General features: G+C 62.6%; 22 protein-coding genes and 1 tRNA gene. 10 read left to right on the top strand and 13 right to left on the bottom strand.

The features are described from left to right. From JWP26_RS12435 to JWP26_RS12465, 7 genes are all read right to left on the bottom strand, one after another. Positions 1 to 792: ABC transporter ATP-binding protein (locus JWP26_RS12435; RefSeq protein ID WP_299727891.1), on the bottom strand; the 792-nt coding region annotated here is incomplete at its 3' end. A 9-nt stretch (positions 793 to 801) separates the two neighbouring features. Then, positions 802 to 1,890, bottom strand: a complete 1,089-nt coding sequence (locus tag JWP26_RS12440) for a Gfo/Idh/MocA family oxidoreductase (RefSeq protein WP_299727894.1) — start codon at positions 1,888 to 1,890, stop codon at positions 802 to 804. Beyond that, on the bottom strand, positions 1,887 to 2,906 hold the full coding sequence (locus tag JWP26_RS12445; protein WP_299727897.1) for a Gfo/Idh/MocA family oxidoreductase: 1,020 nt from the start codon (positions 2,904 to 2,906) through the stop codon (positions 1,887 to 1,889). Before JWP26_RS12445 ends, JWP26_RS12440 begins: the two co-directional genes overlap by 4 nt. A gap of 3 nt (positions 2,907 to 2,909) precedes the next feature. Next, entirely contained in the window at positions 2,910 to 3,683 is a 774-nt protein-coding gene (locus JWP26_RS12450) for a carbohydrate ABC transporter permease (RefSeq protein ID WP_299728039.1), read from the bottom strand. Between the two features lie 109 nt (positions 3,684 to 3,792). Then, positions 3,793 to 4,746 carry a carbohydrate ABC transporter permease gene (locus JWP26_RS12455; protein WP_299727900.1) on the bottom strand — a complete coding sequence of 318 codons (954 nt, stop codon included), beginning with the start codon at positions 4,744 to 4,746 and terminating at the stop codon, positions 3,793 to 3,795. Positions 4,747 to 4,750: 4 nt separating this feature from the next. Beyond that, a complete protein-coding gene (locus JWP26_RS12460) occupies positions 4,751 to 6,049 on the bottom strand; it encodes an ABC transporter substrate-binding protein (protein ID WP_299727903.1) in 1,299 nt (432 codons plus the stop codon). 255 nt (positions 6,050 to 6,304) lie between these two features. Continuing rightward, complete coding sequence (locus tag JWP26_RS12465) at positions 6,305 to 6,931, bottom strand: TetR/AcrR family transcriptional regulator (protein WP_299727906.1); 627 nt, start codon at positions 6,929 to 6,931, stop codon at positions 6,305 to 6,307. A 265-nt stretch (positions 6,932 to 7,196) separates the two neighbouring features. Between JWP26_RS12465 and JWP26_RS12470 the strand changes: the two genes are divergently transcribed. The 3 genes from JWP26_RS12470 (at position 7,197) to JWP26_RS12480 (ending at position 10,460) form a co-directional block, all read left to right on the top strand. Beyond that, a complete protein-coding gene (locus tag JWP26_RS12470; protein ID WP_299728042.1) occupies positions 7,197 to 8,321 on the top strand; it encodes a Gfo/Idh/MocA family oxidoreductase in 1,125 nt (374 codons plus the stop codon). 154 nt (positions 8,322 to 8,475) lie between these two features. Then, on the top strand, positions 8,476 to 9,645 hold the full coding sequence (locus JWP26_RS12475; protein ID WP_299727909.1) for a dihydrodipicolinate synthase family protein: 1,170 nt from the start codon (positions 8,476 to 8,478) through the stop codon (positions 9,643 to 9,645). Further along, positions 9,642 to 10,460 carry a sugar phosphate isomerase/epimerase gene (locus tag JWP26_RS12480; RefSeq protein ID WP_299727912.1) on the top strand — a complete coding sequence of 273 codons (819 nt, stop codon included), beginning with the start codon at positions 9,642 to 9,644 and terminating at the stop codon, positions 10,458 to 10,460. The genes JWP26_RS12475 and JWP26_RS12480 overlap by 4 nt, the downstream gene beginning before the upstream one ends. Positions 10,461 to 10,536: 76 nt before the next feature. Here the strand turns inward: JWP26_RS12480 and JWP26_RS12485 are convergent, their stop codons facing one another. From JWP26_RS12485 to JWP26_RS12510, 6 genes are all read right to left on the bottom strand, one after another. Then, complete coding sequence (locus JWP26_RS12485) at positions 10,537 to 10,986, bottom strand: hypothetical protein (protein WP_299727915.1); 450 nt, start codon at positions 10,984 to 10,986, stop codon at positions 10,537 to 10,539. A 108-nt stretch (positions 10,987 to 11,094) separates the two neighbouring features. Further along, a complete protein-coding gene (locus JWP26_RS12490) occupies positions 11,095 to 12,291 on the bottom strand; it encodes an RNA methyltransferase (RefSeq protein ID WP_299727918.1) in 1,197 nt (398 codons plus the stop codon). Positions 12,292 to 12,369: 78 nt separating this feature from the next. Further along, positions 12,370 to 15,288, bottom strand: a complete 2,919-nt coding sequence (locus JWP26_RS12495) for an FAD-binding and (Fe-S)-binding domain-containing protein (protein WP_299727921.1) — start codon at positions 15,286 to 15,288, stop codon at positions 12,370 to 12,372. Between the two features lie 58 nt (positions 15,289 to 15,346). Further along, positions 15,347 to 17,314 (bottom strand): NAD(P)-binding protein, encoded by a 1,968-nt coding sequence (locus tag JWP26_RS12500; protein ID WP_299727924.1) that lies wholly within the window; start codon positions 17,312 to 17,314, stop codon positions 15,347 to 15,349. A gap of 267 nt (positions 17,315 to 17,581) precedes the next feature. Further along, positions 17,582 to 18,334, bottom strand: a complete 753-nt coding sequence (locus JWP26_RS12505; protein ID WP_299727927.1) for a PadR family transcriptional regulator — start codon at positions 18,332 to 18,334, stop codon at positions 17,582 to 17,584. 171 nt (positions 18,335 to 18,505) lie between these two features. Continuing rightward, positions 18,506 to 19,489 (bottom strand): complex I NDUFA9 subunit family protein, encoded by a 984-nt coding sequence (locus JWP26_RS12510; protein ID WP_299727929.1) that lies wholly within the window; start codon positions 19,487 to 19,489, stop codon positions 18,506 to 18,508. A 137-nt stretch (positions 19,490 to 19,626) separates the two neighbouring features. On the opposite strand from JWP26_RS12510, the gene JWP26_RS12515 reads away from it, so the two are divergent. The 7 genes from JWP26_RS12515 (at position 19,627) to rpoN (ending at position 24,739) form a co-directional block, all read left to right on the top strand. Further along, the gene (locus tag JWP26_RS12515) at positions 19,627 to 19,989 is read left to right on the top strand and encodes a GFA family protein (RefSeq protein WP_299727932.1); all 363 of its coding nucleotides are present in this window, start codon (positions 19,627 to 19,629) and stop codon (positions 19,987 to 19,989) included. An 83-nt stretch (positions 19,990 to 20,072) separates the two neighbouring features. Continuing rightward, a tRNA-Leu gene (locus JWP26_RS12520) sits at positions 20,073 to 20,157 on the top strand. Between the two features lie 162 nt (positions 20,158 to 20,319). Then, positions 20,320 to 20,937, top strand: a complete 618-nt coding sequence (locus JWP26_RS12525; RefSeq protein ID WP_299727935.1) for a ribonuclease D — start codon at positions 20,320 to 20,322, stop codon at positions 20,935 to 20,937. A 6-nt stretch (positions 20,938 to 20,943) separates the two neighbouring features. After that, entirely contained in the window at positions 20,944 to 21,582 is a 639-nt protein-coding gene (locus JWP26_RS12530; RefSeq protein ID WP_299727938.1) for a hypothetical protein, read from the top strand. Beyond that, positions 21,579 to 22,040 carry an LptA/OstA family protein gene (locus tag JWP26_RS12535; protein WP_299727941.1) on the top strand — a complete coding sequence of 154 codons (462 nt, stop codon included), beginning with the start codon at positions 21,579 to 21,581 and terminating at the stop codon, positions 22,038 to 22,040. Before JWP26_RS12530 ends, JWP26_RS12535 begins: the two co-directional genes overlap by 4 nt. Further along, complete coding sequence (lptB, locus tag JWP26_RS12540; RefSeq protein ID WP_299727944.1) at positions 22,037 to 22,795, top strand: LPS export ABC transporter ATP-binding protein; 759 nt, start codon at positions 22,037 to 22,039, stop codon at positions 22,793 to 22,795. Before JWP26_RS12535 ends, lptB begins: the two co-directional genes overlap by 4 nt. 444 nt (positions 22,796 to 23,239) lie before the next feature. Next, positions 23,240 to 24,739 carry an RNA polymerase factor sigma-54 gene (rpoN, locus tag JWP26_RS12545; protein ID WP_299727947.1) on the top strand — a complete coding sequence of 500 codons (1,500 nt, stop codon included), beginning with the start codon at positions 23,240 to 23,242 and terminating at the stop codon, positions 24,737 to 24,739. Positions 24,740 to 24,755: the final 16 nt, after the last annotated feature.

Consider the following 24,755-nt stretch of genomic DNA (forward strand, 5'->3'; position numbering starts at 1 on the left):
CGCAATATGCTCCGGCCGGGCCCCGATGGCTGCCGCCCCGTACTTCGCCGCTTCCGCTCCGTCGACGAAATTCATCTTCGGAGAACCGATGAACCCGGCGACGAACCGGTTGGCGGGCGTGCGGTAGAGCTCCATCGGCGTGCCGAACTGTTCGACATTGCCCGCGTTGAGCACGACGATTCGATCGGCCATGGTCATGGCCTCGACCTGGTCGTGGGTGACGTAGACCATGGTGGTCTTGAGCTGCTGGTGCAGCTCCGAGATCTCGAGGCGCATGTTGACGCGCAGGGCGGCGTCGAGGTTCGACAAGGGTTCATCGAACAGGAAGGCTTTGGGTTCGCGCACGATGGCACGGCCGATGGCGACGCGCTGGCGCTGGCCGCCGGACAACTGCTTGGGCTTGCGCTTGAGCAGCGGCACAATCTGCAGAATTTCCGCCGCCCGGGTCACGCGCTGCTCGATCTCGGCTTTCGGCACCCGCGCCGTCTCCAGCCCGAAGGCCAGGTTCTGGTACACATTCATATGCGGATACAGAGCATAGCTCTGGAACACCATGGCGATGCCGCGCTTGGCCGCCGGGATGTCGTTCATGCGCTGGTTGTCGATCACGAGGTCGCCCCCGGTGATCGGCTCCAAGCCGGCGATCATGCGCAGCAGGGTGGACTTGCCGCAGCCCGAGGGGCCGACGAAGACGGTGAATTCACCCGGCTCGATGGTCAGGTCGATGCCGTGGATGACCTCGATGTCCCCATAGGCCTTGACGATCTTGTTGAGCGTGACGCTGGTCGCCATGGCGGTCTCCTAGGTGCGGGCCAAAAACTCGGCGGGCACCCAACTTTTGTATTTGGGATGATCGGCGGCGATAGGCAGTTCGACGTCTTGATGGGTCGTCGAGGACGTATAGAAGGCGGTGACCAGTTCCAGCGCCCGGCGCGAGTCCTGGCTGGTGACGGGCAGCTCGGCCTTGCCGGTCAGCGCATCATGGAACCGGGCCATCTGCGTCTGGAAGCGGCTGGGCACATGTACCCAATCCTTGAGCAGCGCGTCGATCTTGGCCTTCGTCTCGGGATTACGCGGCAGGATCTTCCACACCTTGTCGCCCGGATTATAGGCCTCGTGGTCGCTTTCGAAGGTGACGTTCTCGAACGCAAACCGCAGCCGGGTAATCTCGTCGGCCGAGCCCAGAGTGGCAGTGAAGCTGCCCAGCGCGCCGCTTTCGAGTTCGAGCGATGCGGTGACGCAATCCTCGACTTCGATGTCGTTGACGCGGGTGGCGACGCGGCCGAACAGGCGCTTGATGTCGCCCATCAGGTAGGTGAACAGGTCATGCTGGTGGATGGCGTGCGTCATCAGCACGCCGCCCAACTCGGTGGCCCATTTGCCGCGCCACGGCACGGCATAATAGTCCGCCCCGCGCGTCCACAGCGTTTCCACGGTGCCGACATAGGGCTTGCCGGCAATACCGGCATCGATGATGGCCTTGGCCTGCTCGATGCCATCGCCGAAGCGATACTGGAACACCGGCATCAGCTTGCCCTTGGAGACCTTCTCCTGGGCAATCACGGCATCGACCTGCTCCAGCGAGCCGACCAGCGGCTTTTCGCAGATCACATGCTTGCCGGCCTGCAGCGCCGCCATCACCATGGGGTAATGCAGCATGGGCGGGGTGCAGATGTCGATGATGTCGATATCGTTCATCGCCAGCACGTCGTCGAAACTGGTGACGCGACGCTCGATGCCGAACTCGTCGGCGATCGGGGTCATGCGCTCGACATTGAGATCGCACAGCACCACAACCTTGAACTTGTCGGGATTGGTGATGTAGCCCTCAACGATGTGCGAGCGGCCGATGCCGACGCCGATGATCGCGACTGTCTTGATATCGCTCATTGCGCCCACTCCGTGCCGCGTTCTGCCATCTGCTGCGCCGTCAGCGCCAGCTTCATGGCATTGTAGCAGCGCTCCTGCGGCATGGCGGTTTCGGTGCGGTTGCGTACGTCATCGAGGAATGCCGGGCCGTAAGGCAACACGGTCTTACTGCAATCGATGTGGCGCGGGCCTTCCTTGTTGACGATGAACAGGTGGTCCTGGCCGGGCTGGCCGGCAATGTCGATATACTTACGCAGCTCGATATAGCCTTCGGTACCCAGAATGGTCAGGCGGCCGTCGCCCCAGGCGGGCAGGCCGGACGGAGTAAACCAGTCGACGCGGATATAGCCCGAGGTATTTTCCGTTTTCAGATGCACGTCGCCGACATCCTGGAGGCCCGGCTTGTCCGGATTGGCGCGGTTGGCCACGCTGGCGGAAACCACTTCGGCGTCCATGGCGCCCGAGAAGAACAGATACTGCTCGAACTGGTGGCTGCCGATATCGGTGAGGATGCCGCCGTAGCGGGCACGCTCGAAGAACCAGTCGGGCCGCTGGTTGTTGCGGATGGCGTGGGGGCCTAGGCCGACGGTGTTGATCACCTTGCCGATGGCGCCTTGGGCAATCAGGTTGCCGGCTTCGACGGTGGCGCGCACTTCGAAATGCTCGGAATACATCACGCTATAGATGCGGCCGGTCTCTTTTTGGACCTGCTTGATCTCCTCAAGCTGGGCAAACGTGGTCATGCCCGGCTTGTCGGAGAGTACGTCCTTGCCATGCTTCATGGCGGCGATCGAAATAGCGGCACGGTCAGCAGGGATGGCCGCCGTCACCACGATGGCGATCGAGGCGTCTTCAAGGATCGCCTTGGGATCAGCGACGCGCTTGGCTTCGGGGAATTTTGCCCCGAAAGCATCCGCAAGGTCATCCTCGAGCGCATAGAAGGCGACGAACTGCGCACCGGCAGTCTTGAGGCAATCGACCTGGCCATAGATATGGCTGTGATTGATGCCGATAGCGGCGAATTTCAAATCTGACATTTTTTAGCGTTTCATACCGGTCGTGGCGATGCCCTCGATGAGCAGGCGCTGGAAGAAGAGGAAGAACAGGAAGATCGGTAACAGCGACAGGATGGACATGGCGAACAGGCCACCCCAATCCGATTGTGCCGAGCTGTCCACGAAGGTGCGCAGGCCAAGCATCACCGTATAGGTGCGGATATCGCTCAGGTAGATCAGCGGCCCGAAGAAGTCGTCCCAGGTCCAGATGAAGGTGAAGATGGCGGCGGTCGCCAGCACCGGGGTCGAGAGCGGCAAGAGGATCTTCCAATAAATGCGCCACGGCGAGCAGCCGTCCATCATCGCGGCTTCGTTCAGCTCCTTGGGAATGCCGCGGAAGAACTGCACCATCAGGAAGATAAAGAAGCCATCGGCGGCCAAAAACTTCGGCACCACGAGAGGCAAGAACGTGTTCACCCAGCCCAGGTTGTGGAACAGCACATATTGGGGAATGAGGGTCACCTGATAGGGCAGCATCAGGGTCGCCAGCATCATGGCAAACCAGAACCCACGGCCCCAGAATTCCAGCCGGGCAAACGCAAAGGCGGCCAGCGAACAGGTCGCCAGATTGCCGATGATCGCCAGGATCGCGATGGTGAAGGAGTTGATGAAGAAGGTGCCAAAGCCCAGCCGCAAACCGTTCCAGCCGCGGAAATAGGAGTCGAGGCTGATGGCGCTGGGCCATAGCGAGGTCGAGGTGAAAATCTCGTTTTCCGGGCGCAGCGACGCCGAGAGCATCCACAGCAGCGGATAGAGCATCAGGATCGAAGCGCCGATCAGCAGTACATGCGCCAGGATCGACAGCAGGCGCTTGCGGGTTTTGACGGCCGCGGTCTGCTTTTCGGTGACAACTGTCAGACGCTGAACATCAGTCGTCATAGTGCACCCAGTATTTCGAGGTCAGGAAGGAGAAGGCGGTGAAGAAGCCGACGATCGCCAACAGGATCCAGGCCAGGGCCGACGCATAGCCCATGCGGAAGAAGCTGAACGCCTCCTGATAGAGATAGAGCGTATAGAACAGCGTCGAATTGATCGGATTGCCGGTGCCGCCCGAGATGATGAAGGCCGGCGTGAAGCTCTTGAAGGCCTCGATGGTCTGGATGATGAAGTTGAAGAACACCACGGGCGTCAGCAGCGGCAGCGTGATCTTCCAGAACTGGCGCCACTTGCTGGCGCCGTCGAGACTTGCGGCCTCATACATGTCGACCGGGATCTGGCGCAGACCAGCCAGGAAAATGATCATCGGCGAGCCGAACTGCCAGACCGACAGCACCACCAGCGTCCACAGCGAATAGTTCGGGTTGGAAATCCAGGCCGGGCCCTTGATGCCGAAGATCGCCAGCGCGTCGTTGACCACGCCGTCGCCGGCAAACAATTGCCGCCACAGCACCGCGATGGCCACCGAAGCGCCAAGCAGGCTAGGCAGGTAGAACACGGCGCGATAGAGCGGCAGGCCCTTCATGCCGCGATTGAGCAGCAGCGCCACGCCCAGCGCAAAGGCCAGCTTGAGCGGCACCGAGAACACCACGAAAAACAGGGTGACCCGCATCGAGGTGGAGAATTTCGGATCGGCGGTGAAGATGCGCACGTAATTGGCTGGCCCCACCCAGTCGGGCGCGGTCAAGAGGTCGAAATTGGTGAAGCTCAGATAGAGCGAGGAAATCATGGGCCCGAGCGTCAGCCCGAAAAACCCCAGAAACCAGGGCAGCAGGAACAGGTAGCCGCCTGCATTGCGGCTCCATAACTGGGACCAGACCGAGGGAGAGACCGCACGCTCCGTTGTCGGAGCGCGATTGGCGTCTTGAATGGAGCGCGCGGTCATAGGGTCACTTCTTTGCGCGGGCGAGGATTTCGGTCGCCTGGGCGAAGAAGGCCGGGCCGGCGTCCTGCGGGGACTGCTGGCCGAACGCAACTTCCTGGCTCTTGGTCTTGAGCGCCACGCCCACTTCACCGGCATTGGACGGTGGAGATGGCGGCAAGGCACCCAGCAGATCGCCAAGATTGGACACGAAATTCAGCGCGACCAGGCTCTGCTCGTCGAGCGATGGCTTGATGGCGTCGCGGGTGGAAGACTTGCACGGAATGCCGCGCTCGACGCCCAGAATGGTGGCGGCGTCGGGATTGGAGATGAAGTAGTCGATGAACTTGGCGCCTTCGGCCTGCTGCTTGGAGCTGGCACCGAGCGAGAAGAACATCGAGGGCTTGCGATAGTGACCGCCACCGCTACCCGCCTTGATGCGCGGATAGTTGGTCATGGTCAGCTTGTCCTTGTTCACCGCCTGGAAGGCGATCAGCTGGTTCGAATTGGCATAGGTCACCGGGGCCTTGCCCAGGGTGATCATGGTGTTTTCGATAGCGTCCGTAGCGTCGAGCGCCTGGTCGTCTGGCGACACGATAACGTCGGCAGCCCGCAGGTCGGCCCAGAGCTGGAACCAAGCAGTGATGTCTTCGGCGGTGAAGCCGGCGAGACCATCAGCGGTATAAAGTGCCTTGCCCTGCTGGCGCAGCCAGTTTTCGAGGCCCGGCTCGCCACCCGAATAGTCGCTCCACAGCTTCATGCCGGCGCGCTTGTTGGACGAGTTCCACTTTTCGGCCATTGCGGGCAAGTCGGCATAGCTCAGGTCGCGCGTCGGCAGCTCGATGCCGGCTTCTTCGAAGGCGGTGGTGTTGACCATGATGGCCGTCGAATTGGCGCCCAGGCTGATGCCATAGAGCTTGCCGTCGACCTTGCCGCCGTCGAGCTGGTCCTTGTCGAAATCATCCAGGTTCAGGCCATTGCCGATGAATTCGTCGAGCGGGGCGATGGCGTTGCGCTTGGCGTATTCAACGATATAGCGATAATCCATCTGGATCACGTCGGGCGAATTGCCGCCGGCGGTCTGGGTGGCGAGCTTGGGCCAGTAATCGGCAAAGGCGAGGAACTCGCCGTCGAATGTCGTGCCCGGACTGGCCTTGGTATAAAGATCGGTCACCCCGTAGGTGCGATCGGCGCGGGCCTGGCCGCCCCAGAAGATCAGTCGCATGCGGGTTTCCTGCGACATTGCGGGACCCACGCCGGCAGCAGCGGCGGCGAGCAGCGCGGTGCTGCCCATCAGGAATTGGCGACGGTCGATAGAGATGCTCATATAGTTTCCTCCCGGTGAATTTCGCCGTCCAACAGAGCGGACAGGCATGTGGCCAGCGACCTCCCCGTCGCTAAATAACCAACTGGTTACAACTTTGGGTCAGTGTGGGCGCTGTGTCAACCCGTCGTGACGCAATCTTGTATGGAAGTGTAGCGCGGCTGAGGGGTGCAGGTAAAGGGTAGCTGTTACGGACTCGTTAACACCCCAGTTCGAGCCAGCAAGAAATCCAGCATGCTGGATGAACAGCGGCGCAATTCATGCCGGCTTGGTGCGCAGATAATCGAGCACCATCTGCACCGCCTGGGCCTCGCGCTCCTGCACCATGGCAAAGCCCGAGAGGTCGCGCCCGAAGATCACCGACAGCGTATTCATGTTGGACACATAGAAATAGCCGAGGCCCGCTATGGAGATATAGAGCTGCACCGGATCGACATCGGAGCGAAAAACGCCCGCCGCGCTGCCGCGCTCGACGATCGCCTGTAGTTCCGCCACCAAGGGGGAATGCAGCTGCGGAATGTCCTTCAGCTGTTTGAGAAACCGCGCATTCTGCAGGTTCTCAACCGCCAAAAGCCTTGGAAACCAAGGGTTTGCCAGATAATGCCGGAAGGTGAACCGCACCATGCGCCCCACCGCCTCGACCGGATCGAACTGCCCCAGCGACAGTTCCCGCTCACCCCGCCGGATTTCGCTATAGGCATCGAACAGCACCGCCGAATACAGCGCCTCCTTGTTCCCCCAGTAATGATAGAGCAGCCGCTTGTTGGCCTTCGCCCGCGCCGCGATGGCGTCGACCCGGGCGCCGTTAAACCCCTCGGCACAAAATTCGTCCCGCGCGGCCTTCAGAATCGCCGCCTTGGTCCGCTCCGGATCGCGTGGCCGCACCACTGTCTCCGGACCGCGCGGCGCACTTATCCCTACCGCGTCAGGTTCTGGCAGGTCTAAATTGTCGCGTTTGTCCATGGCGATACGGTGTCCCCTGCTCGCAGGTCAATCTCTTATCCCCTACCAATTCAACCCGGCCGACGGCAATCCTGGACGTTGGGTTAAGCACGGGTCTTGACGCTCTGCTTGCGTCGAGTGTATCTAAGTAACTAACTAGTTACAAGAAGGGAGACACGCAGTGGCGGAACAACGGCTAGGCCTGATCATGCATGGTGTGACCGGCCGCATGGGCTACAACCAGCACTTGGTGCGCTCGATCCTGGCGATCCGCGACCAGGGCGGCATCGCGCTCGCTAATGGCGACCGGCTGGTGATCGACCCGATCATCGTCGGGCGCGATGGCGACAAGATCGAAAGGCTGGCCAAAAAGCACAATATCGCCCGCTGGGGCACCGATATCGATGCGGCCCTGGCCAATCCCGAGGATACCGTTTTCTTCGACGCCGGCACGACGCTGATGCGCGCGTCGCTGCTGGAACGGGCGCTCGACGCCGGCAAGCATGTCTATTGCGAAAAGCCGATTTCGGACGATCTCGACGTCGCGGTCGCTCTCGCCAAGAAGGCTCGCAGTTCGGGGCTCAAGCATGGCGTTGTGCAGGACAAGCTGTTCCTGCCCGGCCTCCTCAAGATCAAGATGTTGGCCGATAGCGGCTTTTTCGGCAAGATTTTGTCGGTGCGCGGCGAGTTTGGCTATTGGGTCTTCGAGGGCGATTGGCAGGCGTCGCAGCGCCCGAGCTGGAATTATCGCAAGGGCGACGGCGGCGGCATTATCCTGGATATGCTGTGCCACTGGCGCTATGTGCTCGATAATCTGTTCGGCGAGGTCAAGGCCGTTTCCTGCCTCGGCGCCACCCACATTCCCGAGCGCGTCGACGAAAAAGGTAATCGCTTCAAGGCCGATACCGATGACGCCGCCTATGCGACGTTCGAACTTGAAGGCGGCGTGATCGCCCAGATCAATTCGAGCTGGACCACCCGAGTGCGGCGCGACGATCTCGTGACCTTCCATGTCGATGGCACGCATGGCTCGGCCGTCGCGGGCCTGCACAAATGCTGGACCCAGCACCGGGTCAACACGCCCAAGCCGGTGTGGAACCCCGACCAGCCGCAGACCATGAACTTCTTCGCCGATTGGGAAGAAGTGCCGGACAATTGGCCGGCGCAGAACGGTTTCAAGGCGCAGTGGGAAATGTTCCTCAAGCACATCGCCGAGGACGCGCCCTGGCCTTACGGGCTGGAAGCGGGCGCCAAGGGCGTGCAACTGGCGGAACTCGGGCTCAAGAGCTGGGCCGAGCGGCGCTGGCTGGATGTGCCCAAGCTGGAATTCTGAGTGGGGCCGAAAGGCCCCCTCACCCGGCCCAATGGCCGACCTCTCCCCCAAGGGAGAGGTGTCGCAAGACCAGTCAATGTGCCCTTTTTCACCTCTCCCTTGGGGGAGAGGTCGGCGCGTAGCGCCGGGTGAGGGGGCCTTTCGGAGGCGCACCATGCCGACCATCAACCTGCCCAATCCCGACCGTACGATCTCGTCTTATAAACTGTCCGGCACGCCCATCCCTTTCGTCCAGCACAAGGCCAGCGACTTCAATCGCATCGCCTATGCGGCGGCCCACGTTGTTGCCGACCCGCTGGCAAACAACGATCCCTGGCTGACCCCCGCCATCGATTGGGACACGACCCTGGCATTCCGCCACCGGCTCTGGGACCTCGGCCTCGGCGTCGCCGAAGCCATGGATACCGCCCAGCGCGGCATGGGCCTGACCTGGACCGACGCGCAGGAGTTGATCCGCCGCGCCCAGGCCGAAGCGCGCACTCGCGATGACGCGTTGATCGCCTATGGGGCGGGCACCGACCATTTGGCGCCGGGACCCGACGTCACCATCGACCAGATTATCCGCGCCTATGAAGAGCAGGTCGGGTTCGTCGAGGGCGAAGGCGGCCGCGTCATCCTTATGGCCAGCCGCGCGCTGGCTGTGGCGGCGAAGTCCCCCGACGACTATGCCAAGGTCTATGGCCGCATCCTGAGCCAGGTGAAGCAGCCCGTGGTGATGCACTGGCTGGGCGAAATGTTCGATCCGGCGCTGGCCGGCTATTGGGGCGATGCGGATCACGACAAGGCCATGGATGTCTGCCTCGACGTGATCGCCGCCAATGCGGACAAGGTGGACGGGATCAAGATTTCCCTGCTGTCGGCAGAGAAAGAGATCGCCATGCGGCGGCGGCTGCTGGCATCGGTCAAAATGTATACCGGCGACGACTTCAACTATGCCGAGCTGATTGCCGGGGACGACCAGGGCTATTCCCATGCCCTGCTTGGCATTTTCGACGCCATCGCGCCGGCAGCATCGGCGGGCCTCGCGGCGCTCGGCAAGGGCAATAACAACGAATTCTTCGACCTGCTCGAACCCACCGTGCCACTGAGCCGGCATATTTTCGCGGCACCGACACGGTTCTACAAAACCGGCGTGGTGTTTCTGGCCTATCTCAATGGCCTGCAGGGCCACTTTTCGATGATCGGCGGGCAGCAATCGACCCGCTCGTTACAGCACCTGGCCGAATTGTTCCGGCTGGCCGACAAGGCGCGGGTGCTGGCCGATCCGGACCTTGCGGTGGCTCGCATGAAGGCGGTCCTGGCTGTACATGGGGTAACGGCATGACCCAGATTTCGCTCAATCTGGCGACGACGCGCGAAGTCTGGGGGTTTAAGGACGCGGTGGACGGGTGCCTCCGCGCTGGCATCACGGCGATTTCGCCGTGGCGCGATCAGGTCGCCGCCATCGGCTTGGACGAGGCGGCGAGAATCGTTGCGGCCAATAATCTGCGCGTCACGGGCCTCTGCCGCGGCGGCATGTTTCCCGCCGAGACGACCGAGGGTCGCCAAAAGCAGATCGACGACAATCTGCGCGCCATCGACGAGGCGGCGGCGCTGAATGCCGATTGCCTGGTCCTGGTGGTGGGCGGCCTGCCGGGCTCATCCAAGGATATCGTGGGGGCACGGCGCATGGTGACCGACGGCATTGCGGCCATGCTGCCGCATGCGCAGGCCTCGGGCATCAAGATTGCCATCGAGCCGCTGCATCCGATGTATGCGGCTGACCGTGCCTGTGTGAACACGATCGATCAGGCGCTGGATATCTGCGAGTTGCTGGGGCCCAATGTGGGCGTCGCCATCGACGTCTATCACGTGTGGTGGGACCCATACCTGGCCGCCGCGATTGCGCGGGCCGGCCGGTTGAACCGGATTTTCGCGCATCATATCTGCGACTGGCTGGTGCCTACCACCGATATGCTGCTGGATCGCGGCATGATGGGTGATGGGGTGATCGACCTGCCTGCCATTCGCGCCATGATCGAAGCGGCCGGCTATTCCGGGCCGCAGGAAGTGGAGATTTTCTCCAAGGACAATTGGTGGAAGCGGCCGGGTGACGAGGTTTTGGCCGTCATCAAGGAGCGCGTGGCGAGCGTCTGCTGAACGGCACACGACGCAGAGCAAAAAAAGGACCCCCGGACAGCTCCGGGGGTCCTTTTGGCAATACGGAACCGAGCGTCTACGACGCGCGGTTATAGGCCAGGGTCTTGCACAGCACCGCGGCGCGGCACCCCTGAATATCGACAGTGTCGGGACCGGTCTGGGTCACGGTCGCGTCGGCACTGATGCCACCGGCGGTTAGCGAGCCCTTCCATTCACTGGGGCCGGTCTGTTTTGCCTGCATCACCTGCTTGCCGACAAAGGCAAGGTTTTCTTCCGTGGCCGATTCGCCCTTCAGAGTGGCCAGCACGGCGCAAAGGTCGGTGCCGGAATCACCGCAGAGTGAAAATTCAAACGACGTACCGAACTCGTCGACAAACGTGCCAGTGGGACCGGCTGCCTGTGCGGCGGCAGGAGCTTCGGCTGCGGGAGCGGCTGGCGCAGGCGCCGCGGCGTCCTGAGCATAGGTCGGCAAAGCCGTGGCCGCAAACAGCAGGCCGATAGACAAAGTCTTGGTAAGGGTATGCATGGGATGCTCCATTCTGTAACAACGCCCGCCCCACGCAGTCGTTTTGATTATTGACGGAGCCAAACGCGCCTTCTCCCGATGCGGTTGCGTCGGCGCGACAAACTGTCGTCAACGGCGGAACGTGGCAGCGATCTCGATATGCGTGGAATGGACAAATTGGTCCACCGCAACGAGGTTTTCCATTCCATAGCCGCCGCCGATCAAAATTGCGGCATCGCGGGCAAAGGTCTTGGCATCGCAGGCGACCATGATGATGGTCTTGACCTTGGACATGGAGAGCTGTTCGACCTGGGCCTGCGCCCCGGCCCGGGGCGGATCGAGCACCACGGCGTCGAAAGCGTCGAGTTCGTAGCGGGTTAAAGGTTCGCGGAACAGATCGCGCGGCCTGGCGGTGATTTCGCGCAGGTTTTTAGTGAAGCGGCGGGCCTTGTCGAGCGCCAGAATGCCGGCCTTGTCGTTGTCAGCGGCATAGACCGGGCGCGTTTCGGCAAGCCGTAGCGCAAAGGGCCCGACGCCGCAGAACAGGTCGGCCACGGCCTTGGATTTGCCGGCGGCCTCGGCGACGTAATCGGCCAGGATGGTTTCGGCAGCGGCGGTGGCCTGCAAAAAACTGCCGATCGGCAGTTCGACGCGGGCGCGGCCCATTTCCACGATCGGCTGCTGCGCCTGCAGCACCATTTCGCCGTTTAGGGCCAGCCGGGCCAGCTTGAAACGACCCATCAAGGGCATCAGCCGCTCGGCGCGGGCCTGCTTCTTTTCGGTGCGCACGGCAACGTCAAGCCCGGTCAGGGTCGCGGTGAAGGCAATATCGGCCTCGCCGATGGCCAGCATGACGGCACGAGCGATTTCCGGCGCGCGCGCGAGGCCGGGCACGAGGATGGGGCAGGCATCGAGGTCATGAACCTGATGGCTGCGCAGGCGCATATAGCCCGAGCCCTCCTTGCGCGCGTGCATGGTGGCGCGGCGACGGCCATTGCCGGAAGCGTCGATAAAGCGCCCGACCTTGGCGTCGATCCCGGCGAAGTGCAGCGGGGTTTCGACCAGTGCGGTCTTGAACGCCTCGTAGCTGGGGCGATCCATGTGCTGCAACTGGCAGCCGCCGCAGGCCCCAAAATGGGGGCAGAATGGCTCAATGCGATTGGGAGACGGCGTGGTCAAGGACACGAGTGTCCCGCGACCGCCTTCCGCATCGAGTTCAATGACCTCGCCCGGCAGGGCCAGCGGCACATAGACCTTCCGGCCGTCAATCTCGGCGACACCCTCGCCCTTTTGGCCAAGGCTGGTGATGGTGGCGGTGAAGGTCATGAGGATCCGGGGCTTGCTGAAGGGGTTCAGTAGCCGGACGGGGCCGATGGGGCAAGGGTAGAGGGCAACCGGCCGCCGTCAGGCGACCGGGCGGCTCACATATTCCAGCAGGCTCGCTAGCCCCACAAAGGGGATGCCGGCCTGTTCGCTCAGCCCCGACGCGCATGTGGATACCGTCGACACACCAAGCGTACAGGATGCAGGTATGTCCTGCCGGACGAATCTTGTGGCGTGCTCATTCAGTTCGGGAATGAACAGGCCCTTGTCACCCGCGTAACCGCAGCAGGTGACGGAGGAGAGCACGGCGATTTCGGTGGCGCAGGCACGGGCGATGGTTTCGGTGGCGGGCTGTTCCTTGAGGCGCTGCGCCGAACAGTTGTGATGCACAGCGACCACCGCTAGCGGCTGGGTGATGGTCAAGCGCGGCAGGATGTGGGTGACGAGGAATTCGGCGGAATCCAGCACCGGGGCGGTGCCGGGAAATTCGCGCAGGTGCTTGGCGCAGGTCGAGGCATCGGTGACGACGGGGACGCTGCCATCGCCGGAGAGCGCATCGAGCTGGGTCTTGAGCGCAGTACCGACGCTGGCGGCCTGCTCGGGAAAACCCTTGGACTGGAAGGGCTGGCCGCAGCATTGGCCATTCAGATGCTCGGGCATGACGGCGTCGAAACCGGCGCGCTCCAGCAGAGCCAGCATGGCGTCGGGAACCGACAACAGATCGTAGTCCGACTTGGTCGCACCGAACATGCGGGTGGCACAGGAGGGGAAATAGACAATGCGTGGCCGGCCCGACAACGCGACCGGCACGGGGAAGCCGGTGGTCTTGGGGTCTTGGCGATCCACTGGAAGCGTCGGCGCGCCCGGGCCAGGCTTCAGGGCCTTATAAATGCGCGGAACACGCTTGCCGGTGAGACGGCGGGCGGTTTCGGTGACAGATTCGACCACGGGAGCGGAAACCACGGACTTGGCCATGTTGGCGAGGCCAACGCCGCCGCGCATCGCGCTTTCGATACTGCCTGTATGTTTGGCGGCAAAGCCGGCGACGCCGCGCGCAAAATCGCCGCGACGTTCGGTGCGCTGGCCGATGATCATGGTGCCGGTTTCGATGCCGACGGGGCAGCGCAGGGAACAGAGATTGCACGCGGCGCAGGTATCGAGGCCGGCATATTGAAAATCGTCGTCGAGCCGCTTGAGCAAGGTGGGATCTTCGCCGCTGCGGCGCAAGCGAGCCCGTTCGCGGGTGACGGCGATGCGCTGACGGGGCGAGAGGGTCATCTGGTGGCTGGGGCAGGCCGGCTCGCAGAAGCCGCATTCGATGCACAGATCGACCAGGTCGTCGGCCAGCGGCATGACCTTGAGATGCTTGATGTGAATTTTGTCATCGGCGTTCAGCAGCACGCCGGGATTGAGCAGGTTTTCGGGATCGAACAGAGCCTTGATGCGATGCATCAGCCCATAGGCCTTGCTTCCCCATTCGGCTTCGACGAAGGGGGCGATGGCGCGGCCGGTGCCGTGTTCGGCCTTGAGACTGCCGCCATAGCGAATCGAGACCAGGTCCGACAAGGCCTTGGAGAACATATCAAATTTGTGGGCAGCGTCGGGTTTCGAGAAATCGTCGCTCATCTGGAAATGCAGGTTTCCGGCGAGAGCGTGGCCGAAGATGATGGCGTCGTCATAACCGTGATCGTCGAGCAGAGCGCGCATGTCGAGCACGAATTCTGCCAGCCGCTCGATCGGCGCGGCGACGTCTTCGGTCAGCATCGAGGTGCCCTTAGGGCGAGCGGCGCCACCCGAGGCGAAGAAGCCTTTGCGGATATCCCAGAGCGCGTGGGAGCGGTGCTCGTCGGTGGAGAAATCGATGTGGGTGGCGCCCTCTGAGGCCAGGAGCGCAACGGCCTTGGCGACTTCGGCCTCGAGCGTCGTGGCGTCGGGCGCGGTGACGTCGATGAGCACGGCGGGGGAATTGTCGGTGAGGTAGGGGCGCAGCGGCGCGAGCGGATCGAGGTGTTCCACCGTGGCCAGGGCGCGGCGTTCGATATATTCGGCGGCAGTAACGCCGGTGGTGACGTGAACGCCGTTATTGGCCAGCTTGATGATGGCGCGACCGGCCGATTGCGGATCGGGGAACGGCACCAAGGCGGTGGACTTGAAGGGGTGCTCGGGGACGGTGTTGTAGGTGACCTCGGAGACGAAGCCGAGGGTGCCTTCGGAACCGACCATGAGGTGGATCAGGATATCGAGAGGGTCGTGATAATCGACCAGCGCATTGAGCGAATAGCCGACGGTGTTCTTGATCTTGTACTTTTTGCGGATCAGCGCGACCAGGTCGGGATCGGCCATCACCTCGTGATGGAGGGTATGGAGGCCCTCGAGCATGGCGGCGTGCGTGGCGCGGAACTCTGCGCGCGAGGCCTCGTCGCCACTATCCAGCATGGTGCCGTCGGTGAGGACGATCCGCAGGCGGGCCATGGTGTGATAGGTGTTCTGGGCGACGCCGCAACACATGCCGGACGAATTGTTGTTGACCACGCCGCCGATCTTGCAAGTGGCCTGCGACGCGGGATCGGGCCCGATCTTGCGGTCGAATTTTTTCAGCGCCGCATTGGCGTTGGCGACGATGATCGCCGGCCCCAGCGTGATCTGATCGGCGCCGGGATGGATGCGCATGGTGCGCCAGCCATCGCCCAGCACAGCGAGGACGCCATCGGTGACGGCCTGCCCCGACAGGGACGTGCCGGCTGCCCGGAAGGTGATCGGCAGCTTTTCGGCGCGGGCGGCAGCCATGACGGCGCGCACATCGTCCTCGGAATTGATGAACACCACCGCGGCTGGAATCAGCCGGTAGGATGACGCATCGCCGGACCAGGCATAGGTCATCAGCGGGTCAGTCATCATCTTATTGGCGGCGATGACGCCCTTGAGCCGGGCGACGAGGCGTTCGCCGGCGGCCTGGCGGTCGAGAAGCTGGGGCGGCGCGATTTCGATGGTGTCTTGCATGGCGTCGGTACTAACATGTTAGTTGGCCCGACGCCAAGCTGAATGCGTTACTGCGTCACTAAAGACCGATCATATCGAGGGGCGGGCCGGGGAATTTCGAGAATTCGGCAAGCTTGGCCTTATCGCCCAGGAGTTCGCTGACGGCGCGGGCGGCCTGGTCCATGGCGGAATGAGCATAGGCGTAAGCGCCGGCATCGGAATTGGCGATGGCGATGCGGCCCCAGCCCTTTCGTGACGCCTCGATGGGGAGGGGGCCATCGGGCCAATACTGGTCCCAAGGGCGCATATATTCGAGGGCGTAGCCGTGGCTCCAGCGATTGCAGGTGATGGCCTCGATATCGGTAGCGGCATCGAAACCGCCCGCCTTGAGGGCGCGATCCAGCATGTCGCGGATTTCAAATTCCATCTGCTCGAAAGTCAGGTCCATCAGGCTATAGCGGCCGGCGGTGGCCTGATCACGGGCGCCCAGGGCCGGATCGGGGGTGACGACGACCTTGGAGATGTGCAGCAGCACCGGATCGTCGGGCTTATCGGCGAAGGCGTAATCGCCCATGGTGACCGGCATATCGATATTGGCGCCATCCCAGAAGCCCGAGGGGCATTCAAAACTGTCGATGCCCAGCTTGGCGAAAGCCTGCCAGTTCTTGAGCTGCACATTGGTATAGATCAGCGGCACCTTGACCTGATCGTTGAGGGCCTCGACCTGCGCGGCCGGCAATTCGCTGGTGATGTGGGGAATGACGCGGTGCCAGCAGGCCAACACCACATTGGCGCCGGTGACGGTTTTGAGCGCGCCGTTATCGACATAGGTCAGGATGACATTGGTGGCCTCAGTTGGCGGGCCATCATGGGCGACGCGGACCACCGAGGCGTTGAGGCGCAGGCGGGTGGGATTTTCGGGATTATCGAGAGCGCCGTAATCGAGCTGGGCGGTGACGAGGTCCTCCATCGTGGTGCCGGGCACGGCAGCAGGCACCAAAGCACGGACCAGCGCACGGGCGACGCCGCCATTGCCGTCGGGGAAATGATAGATGTAGTCGTCCGGATCGGTCAGCACGAGGCGGCCGGAGGGGCTCATGGTTTTATAGGGCACTTCCCCAAGGTCCATGCCGTCGAAGCCGGGATTGCCATTGCCCCAGGCATCGAGCGCCGTGGTGGCTTCGACACCGACGCCGAAATAGGCGCCGGTGGAGGCCTGGAAATAGGCGATGAGTTGCGGATCGTAGCCGCAGGTCTTGGTCAGGAAATCGGCATAGGTGGTCTTGGACAGAACCTCGAATTTTTCATCGCGTGATTTGCCGGGGAGATAATCGGGCGGGGAATCAATCAGCTCGATGAGGTTCGTTTTGGCTTTATCGTTGAGCGGCGTCTGGGGCACCCAATCGGCGGCCAGCTCGGTGGTTTTGACCAGGGTGTCGGCGCCGAACACTTCCTTGCGGAAGAACACCGATTCCCCGAGGCTGCGGTCTTCGGACCAGGACTGGTCGTAATAGTCGTTGAACTTTTCGGTATCGATGCCGATGTCGACCAAGAGCTGTTTGACCAGCGGGGAAAAGTAGCTCGGCGTCTGCAGCGATTCCGAACCGCCATAGCCGATCAGTTTTTTGCCGTTGGAGGCGGTGAATTCGTTGCGGCGGGCATGGCCGCCGAAATCATCGTTGTTTTCGAGGATGAGGATTTTGGCGTCTGGCTGCTGCTGGCGCCACAGCACGGCCGCGGCGAGGCCCGAAATGCCGCCGCCGACCACGACGAGGTCGTAGTGCTCGCCGGAGTCTTCGGGCTTGGGGGCGGTGTCCCAGAAGGTGCCGTCGCGTACGGCGTGCATGATGTCCATGGCCTTGGGGCTATGGCCGCGCAGGCCGGTCAGCGCTGGTGGATAGGGCACCGGAGTGACGGCATGGGCGATACCGGGCAGCAACGTCGTGGCCGCAGCGCCAGCGACGGTGAGGGCGACGCCATTGAGAAAATCGCGGCGGGTAATAGCCCGATCCATGCCCAGCGCCTTGGCGCGATCCGAAAGGCTCATGCAGCTTCTCCCTCAACGAGTTGCCAGTGGCAAGGAGGAGAACATGGCGGGAATTTTGAGGGGTGGCAATGCGGGGGCGGGCTTGAAGCAATAGCAAACTCGGTGTCATCCCGGGGCAGGCCGGGGCCCATCCCGAGATTATTCAACCCACCGCAAGGTCGCAAAGCATGACCACCTTGCGGCTGTGGGGGAATCTCGAGTTGGGTCCCGGCCTGCGCCGGGATGACACCGTTTTTGGGGAGGCGTCCTCGTTCGATTAGAGCGCTCTCAGATATCCACGTCGTCTTCGCGCGGGGTATCGGCGAGGCCGTTGATCTCGACGGCCGCCTTGCGCAGGATTTCGGCGAGGCGGCGTTGAGTGTCTTCGCTTTTGCCGCTGGCGGTTTTGATGGCGGCCTTGAGGTCACGGCGAGCGTCGTTGACCTCAGGCAGCACATCGGCCATGTCGCGATCGGGGCCGAAGGGCCAACCGGGTCCGGGGCCATGACGATGGCCGGGACCACCACGGCGATCGGGGCCGCCGGGCTCGCCTTCGCCGCGATTGAACGGCCAGTCGCTTTTGGCGAAATCGCGGAAGCGGTTCATCTGTTCGCCGGCTTTCGCCAGGAAGTTTAGCGTCGATTCGATGGCTTCGCGATTGTCGGCCAGGTGGGCACGACCTTCGTCGGTGATGGTATAAAGCTTTTTGTTGCCATCGACCTGGCTGGTGACGTAGCCGGCCTCTTCGAGATAGGTCAGCGCCGGATAGACGATGCCGGGGCTGGGCGAATAAAAGCCCACCGATTGTTCCTCGATCGCCTTGATCAGGTCATAGCCGTGGCGCGGCTGCTGCTCGATCAGGAACAGCGCGACGAGACGCAGGTCGCCCGAGGCGAGCATGCGGCCAATGCGGAAATTGCCGCCCATATTGCCAAAACCCTCCCCATCGCCGCCGCCCTGCGCGAAGCGGCCCCAGCCACGGCGCGCCATGGCTTCAAGCCGACGCCAATTGGGTTCTCCGTCCCTAAAATATTGTCCCATGATGGGTCTCCGATATATCTTGGTTGCGTTGAAATCCAAGATGGGCGCCAGTTTTGGCGATTTCAAGATATATCTTACGATTGTTTTTAGATGATGAGTGGACGCAAAAAGAAAACCCCCGGGCAAGGCCGGGGGTCGATTCAGCGTCGCGATGAGTTGGGGCAGAGCCGCCTAGATTTCGCTATGGCTTGCTTCGACGCGGTCGAACTGGCCGTGCTTGCGGAAGCGCCACATATAGGTGGGCAGGATAGTGTCCATCGCGGTGGGCGTGATGCCGAAGGCCGCGAGGGTGCGCTTGTCGCGCATCGCGGCTTCGGAGACGACATTGTCGGTGCCCAGCAGTTCGACCTGGTCGGCGGTGATCAGCGGCTTGAACGGCAGGATGGCGAGAGGCAGCGCCAGCAGACGGGCAACCGCCGATGGCAATGGCAGCAGCGCCGGGGTGCGGCCGGCTTCGCGCAGGATGCGGATCAGCAGATCCTTGTGGGTTTCGATTTCGGGGCCGCCGATCTCGTAAATGCGGCCAGTCTTGACCTGGCCTAGCGCCGCCATGGCGATGGCCTCGGCGACGTCGCCGACATAGACCGGCTGAAAGCGCGTCGCGCCGGAAATCAGCGGCATTATGGGGAGCATGCGGGCGAGGCCACCCATCATGTTGAAGAAGCCGTCGTCGCGGCCGAACATCAGCGAGGGGCGCAGGATCACGGCCTGCGGGAAGGCCGCGAGCACGGCGGCTTCACCGGCCAGCTTGGACTGGGCGTAAAGGCTGTTGGTGGCGATATCGACGCCGAGGGCGGACATATGCACCAAGGAAGTGACCCTGGCGTCGCGCGCGGCGGTGGCGACGTTGGCCGCGCCTTCCGTGTTGATCGCCGAAAACTTCTGCGCGCCGCGCTCGAAGCCGATGGCGACCAGGTTGATGACGATATCGGCGCCTTTGACGGCGCGTTGCACCGATGCAAGATTGCGCACATTGGCCTGGATCGGCAGGATCTGGCCGACCGTGCCCAGCGTCTTGGTGTGGCCGGCGAGGTCGGGGCGGCGGGTGGCGACGCGAATGCGATAACCTTGACGGGCCAGCAACTGGATCACTTGCGTGCCCACGAACCCGGCGCCGCCAAAAATGGTGACGAGTTGCGGTTCAAAACGATCCATGACAAGGCTCCGGCAGGCGCAAGGGTTGGCCTGCTTCTAGCGCAAGGGCGGGCGCGCTGTCGAGGGCCGTGGCGGAATTGACCTTGACTCATTGGCTCGTTTGTTCTTGTTTTGTTCGAACAACAAAGGAGCAGGCCATGGCCGAAGCAAGACTTTATCACGGGCAATGCCATTGCGGCGCGGTGCGCTACACCGCCCATACCGATCTCGAAGGACTGATGGATTGCAATTGCTCGCGCTGCAAGCGGCTGGGCTGGATTTTGAAATCGGTGCCGGCGGCGGAGTTTATCCTGCTCGGCGGGGCGGACAGCCTCGTCGAGTATCGCTTCAACACCGACAAGATCGAGCATCTATTCTGTGGCGTCTGCGGCATCGAATCATTTGCGCGCGGCAAGGACCGGCAGGGCAATGATCTGGTCATGCTCAACGTCAATTGCCTCGACGACGCCCCGGCGATCGACCGCAACAGCATTACGCATTGGGACGGCGCCAATGCCTGAGCGGGCTCGCGTCACCGCCCTGACACATAGCGCGCGAAAGCGTGTTGACATCGGCGCCGGGGCAACCTAGTTACACCGCGCTTGCCCAGATGGCGGAATTGGTAGACGCGCACGGTTCAGGTCCGTGTACCGCAAGGTGTGGAGGTTCGAGTCCTCTTCTGGGCACCAATATCTTGAACCGCAAGGTTCATTCAGTACGCCGACCGCGCAACTCGCCCGGTCGGCGTTCTGGTTTTCGGGCATGACGGCTGGCGTCACACCAGCGTGCTCCCGCCTTCCCAATGCCTTCATGCTGTGCCATCACGTCTCAAACGCAACACCGAGACCGACATGGCTATCAGACTGCATCGCGGGGACTTGCCGAACCTTCATAATTATACCGGTCGGGAAGTGGCGATCGATACCGAGACCATGGGGCTGCATCCGCATCGCGACCGGCTCTGCGTGATCCAGCTGTCGCCGGGCGATGGCAGCGCCGACGTGGTGCAATTGCCCCAGGGCGTCAACGAGGCGCCGAACCTGGTCAAGCTATTGACCGATCCCGATGTGACCAAGATTTTCCATTATGCGCGCTTCGACGTGGCGGCGCTGCAGAACCGTTTTGGCGTGGTGACGGGGCCGGTCTATTGCACCAAGATCGCGAGCAAGCTGGTGCGCACCTATACGGACCGGCACGGGCTCAAGGACATCGTGCGCGAGCTGCTCAATATCGACCTCTCCAAGCAGCAGCAGAGTTCGGACTGGGGCGCCGAGAAAATAAGCGACGCGCAGCTCGAATATGCGGCTTCCGACGTGCTTTATCTGCATGATCTGAAGCGCCATCTCGACCGTATGCTGAAGCGCGAAAACCGCATGGAGATCGCGCAGGAATGCTTCGCCTTCCTCAAAACGCGGTGCGAACTGGACCTGTTGGGCTGGGATGAGACCGATATTTTTGCCCATAGCTGAGTGCCCATGACCGCGCATGCCGACACCGCCCCGCGCCTGCGAACCTATCAGCGCCTGGTGCTGCGCAATCGGGTCGTGGGCGTGTTGCGGCTGGCGGTGCCCCTGCTGGGCGTGGTGGTGCTGGTGCTGCTGGTGGGGCAGATCTATCTGTCGAGCCTGGGCAACCGGTTCGGCGTCGGACAGATTTCGGTGACGCGCGACCGGGTCACCATCGATGCGCCCCAATATTCCGGCGTGCTGGATGACGGCTCGGTCTATCGCGTGTCGGCCACATCGGCCGCTGCGGCGCTGAACGCCACCGACGTGATGGATTTGATGACTGCCAGCATCAACATCGTGCGCACCGATGGGGTGACCATGGATTTGAGCGCCAACATGGCGCGGCTCGACACCACGCGGGAGCTGGTGATTATCGCCGGCGACACGCATGTGGTGGAAAGCACGGGAACCACCAGCACGTTTGCCAATTCAGTCTTCGATTGGCAGAAGCAGGAGCTGACCGGCAAGGGGCCGGTGGTTGTGGACTATGCCGACGGCACCCATCTGGTGGCCAAGGGTCTGCTCTATAATGCCAAGACCGCAGTCTGGACTTTCACCGCCGCGACAGTCACCCTGCCCGATACGCCCGGAGCCGAAGCACCATGAGAATGTTATCCAAAGTGTTCGGCGTCGGATTGAGCCTGTTGCTGGCGGGAACCGCCACGGCGGCCGACAAGGTGCAGATCACCGCCGACACCTTCACGGTGACCGAGACCAGCCATGAGGCGGTGTTCACCGGCAATGTGGTGGTCAATCATCCAACCGTCCTGGTGCATGCCGACAAGGTGGTGGCCACCTATGGGGAAGGCGGCACGACCGATATCAAGACCTTCGTGGCCACGGGCCATGTGGAGCTCAAGACCAGCGACCAAAACGCTACCGGCGAGAAGGCCGTGTTCACGCCGAGCGACCAGTTGTTGCGCCTGACCGGCAATGTGCTGGTGACCAATTCGGGCGGCACGGTGGGCTCGGGCGAGCTGGTGGTGAACCTTGCGACCAATGTGTCGACCTTTACGGGCGGCAGCAGCGGCAAGCGGGTGACCGGGGTGTTCACCTCGCAATGACCGATAGCGTAAGCAAGGCCAGGATCGACCAGACCGGCTGGCTGGTGGCGCATAGCCTGGCCAAGAGTTTTGGCAAGCGCGCCGTGGTGCGCGACGTGTCGATCGCGGTGCGGCGGGGCGAGGCCGTGGGGCTTTTGGGCCCTAATGGCGCCGGCAAGACCACGGTTTTCACCATGATCATGGGGCTGGTAAAGCCCGATAGCGGCAGTATCAACCTCGATGGGCAGGCGATCACGCATCTGCCGCTGTTCCAGCGCGGGCGGCTGGGCATTGGCTATCTGCCGCAGGAGCCCTCGATTTTTCGCGGCATGACGGTGCGCGGCAATATCATGGCGGTGCTGGAAAGCCATGTGCGCAGCAAGGCCGACCGCAAGGCGCGGCTGGAGTCGCTGCTGGAAGAATTCTCCATCAGCCACCTGGCCAGCGCCAATGCGCTATCGCTGTCGGGTGGCGAGCGGCGCCGCGTGGAAATCGCCCGGGCGCTGGCGGCGGACCCGGTGTTCATGCTGCTGGACGAGCCGTTTGCCGGCGTCGATCCGATCGCGGTGGCTGAGGTCAAGGGACTGGTCAAGCAGTTGACGCGGCGCGGCATCGGCGTGCTGGTCACCGACCATGCGGTACGCGAGACACTGGGGCTGGTCGACCGGGCCTATGTGATTCATGGCGGCAAGGTGATGATCCAGGGCAAGCCCGAAACCATCAGCGCCGATCCGGATGCGCGGCGGGTGTATCTGGGCGAGAATTTCGAGATTTGAGAGGCGGCATTGGGCGCAATAGCGCCCTGCCTTGGGATCTCGCGCGCTCTGCCTGAATCCAGCGCGACTTGCAATCTCGCTGCTCCCTGATGCCGCTCCACCCACTCCCTTCCCGCGGACTTGATCCGCGGGCCACCCTCAATACGGCATGCGCGACGAGAGGCCCGCGGATCAAGTCCGCGGAAAGGACGGTGGTTGGGAGGGATCGTGCCGACTGACGGTGCATAGCGTCGCACTAGCTGCAGTTGGTGGAAGGCATTGTGCCGGCTGGGGATGCGCAGCGTTGCATCTGCGGCGACGGGTAAGAGCCTTGCAACCGGCCGACACCTGGCCACTTGGCACGGAACTTGCCCTCGCGCTTGCCCCTCGCGCCGAATTGAGTCATGGTCCGGCCGGGAAGTGGCTGGCAACGGCCAAAAGTTTTGCCTCAGGGACCATTCATTCATGGCGCTTTCGCCGCGGCTGGAGTTTCGCCAGGCCCAAAGCCTGACGCTGACGCCGCAGTTGATGCAGTCGATAAGGCTGCTGCAACTGAGCCACCTCGAACTCAACGATTTCGTCGATGCCGAGCTGCTGCGCAACCCGTTGCTGGAGCGCGAGGATGGCGGCGACACCGACGCGCCCGAAGCGCCGGAGCGCGCGCCCGAGGGCCAATCCTACGAAGACACGGTCGAGCATGGCGACCGCATCCAGAGCGCCGACACCATCGCAGATGGCTATGATACGTCCGTCGAGAATGTATTTCCCGACCAGCCGGGGCAGGATCAGCTCAATCCGCAGAGCCGACTGGATCGCAATGGCGCCAGCGAAGGCGGGGAAGCTCCCGATATCGACCAGTTCGTGGCGGCCCGGCCGCGCCTGAGCGATCATCTGGAAAACCAGACCAACATGATCCTGCGCACGCCGGCCGACCGGCTGATCGCACGCTATCTGATCGATAACCTCAATGAGGCCGGGTATCTGGCGGTCGAGCCGCAGGCCATTGCCGACCAGCTTGGAGCCGAGCTGGCCGATGTCGAGGCGGTGTTGCAGGCGGTGCAGGGCTGCGATCCGCTCGGGGTATTTGCGCGCTCGGTCAAGGAATGCCTCGCCATGCAGTTGCGCGAGAAGGATCGGCTCGACCCGATCATGATGCGGCTCTTAGATAATCTGGAAATGCTGGCAGACCACAATATGCCGGCGCTGATGCGGGCGGTCGGCTGCGACCGCGAGGACATCAACGAAATGCTGGCCGAACTGCGCCAGCTCGACCCCAAGCCGGGCCGCGCCTTCGACGTGGGGCCGGTGGAAGCGGTGGTGCCCGATGTGTTCGTGCGGCCGGGGCCGGCGGGCGACTGGCAGATTGAGCTCAATACCGAAGTGCTGCCCAAGGTTCTGGTCAACCGGGTCTACTATGCGACGGTGACCAAGAAGGCCCGCGACAGCAGCGAGAAGGCGTTTCTGAGCGACTGCCTGCAGACGGCGAATTGGCTGACCAAGAGTCTCGACCAGCGGGCGCAGACCATTTTGAAGGTGGCGGCCGAAATCGTGCGGCAGCAGGACGGGTTTTTGCTGCATGGCATTGCCCATTTGCGGCCGATGACGCTGAAAATGGTGGCCGAAACCATCGAGATGCACGAATCGACGGTCAGCCGGGTGACCTCGAACAAATACCTGTCGACCCCGCGCGGGCTGTTCGAGATGAAATACTTCTTCACCACCGCGATTGCGTCCAGCGATGGCGGGGTGGATCATTCGGCCGAGGCGGTGCGCCATCGCATCCGGCAGTTGATCGATGCGGAAGCGACCAGCGACGTGCTGAGCGACGACACCATCGCCGAAGTGCTCAAGCGCGAACAGGGAATCGACGTGGCGCGCCGCACTGTGGCGAAATATCGCGAGGGCATGAACATTCCCTCATCGGTGATCCGGCGGCGGCAGAAGAAGAATCTGGAACAGGCCTAGGCAGAGCCGCGTTTGC

It is taken from the genome of Devosia sp. (genome assembly GCF_028290435.1).
GTDB lineage: Bacteria > Pseudomonadota > Alphaproteobacteria > Rhizobiales > Devosiaceae > Devosia.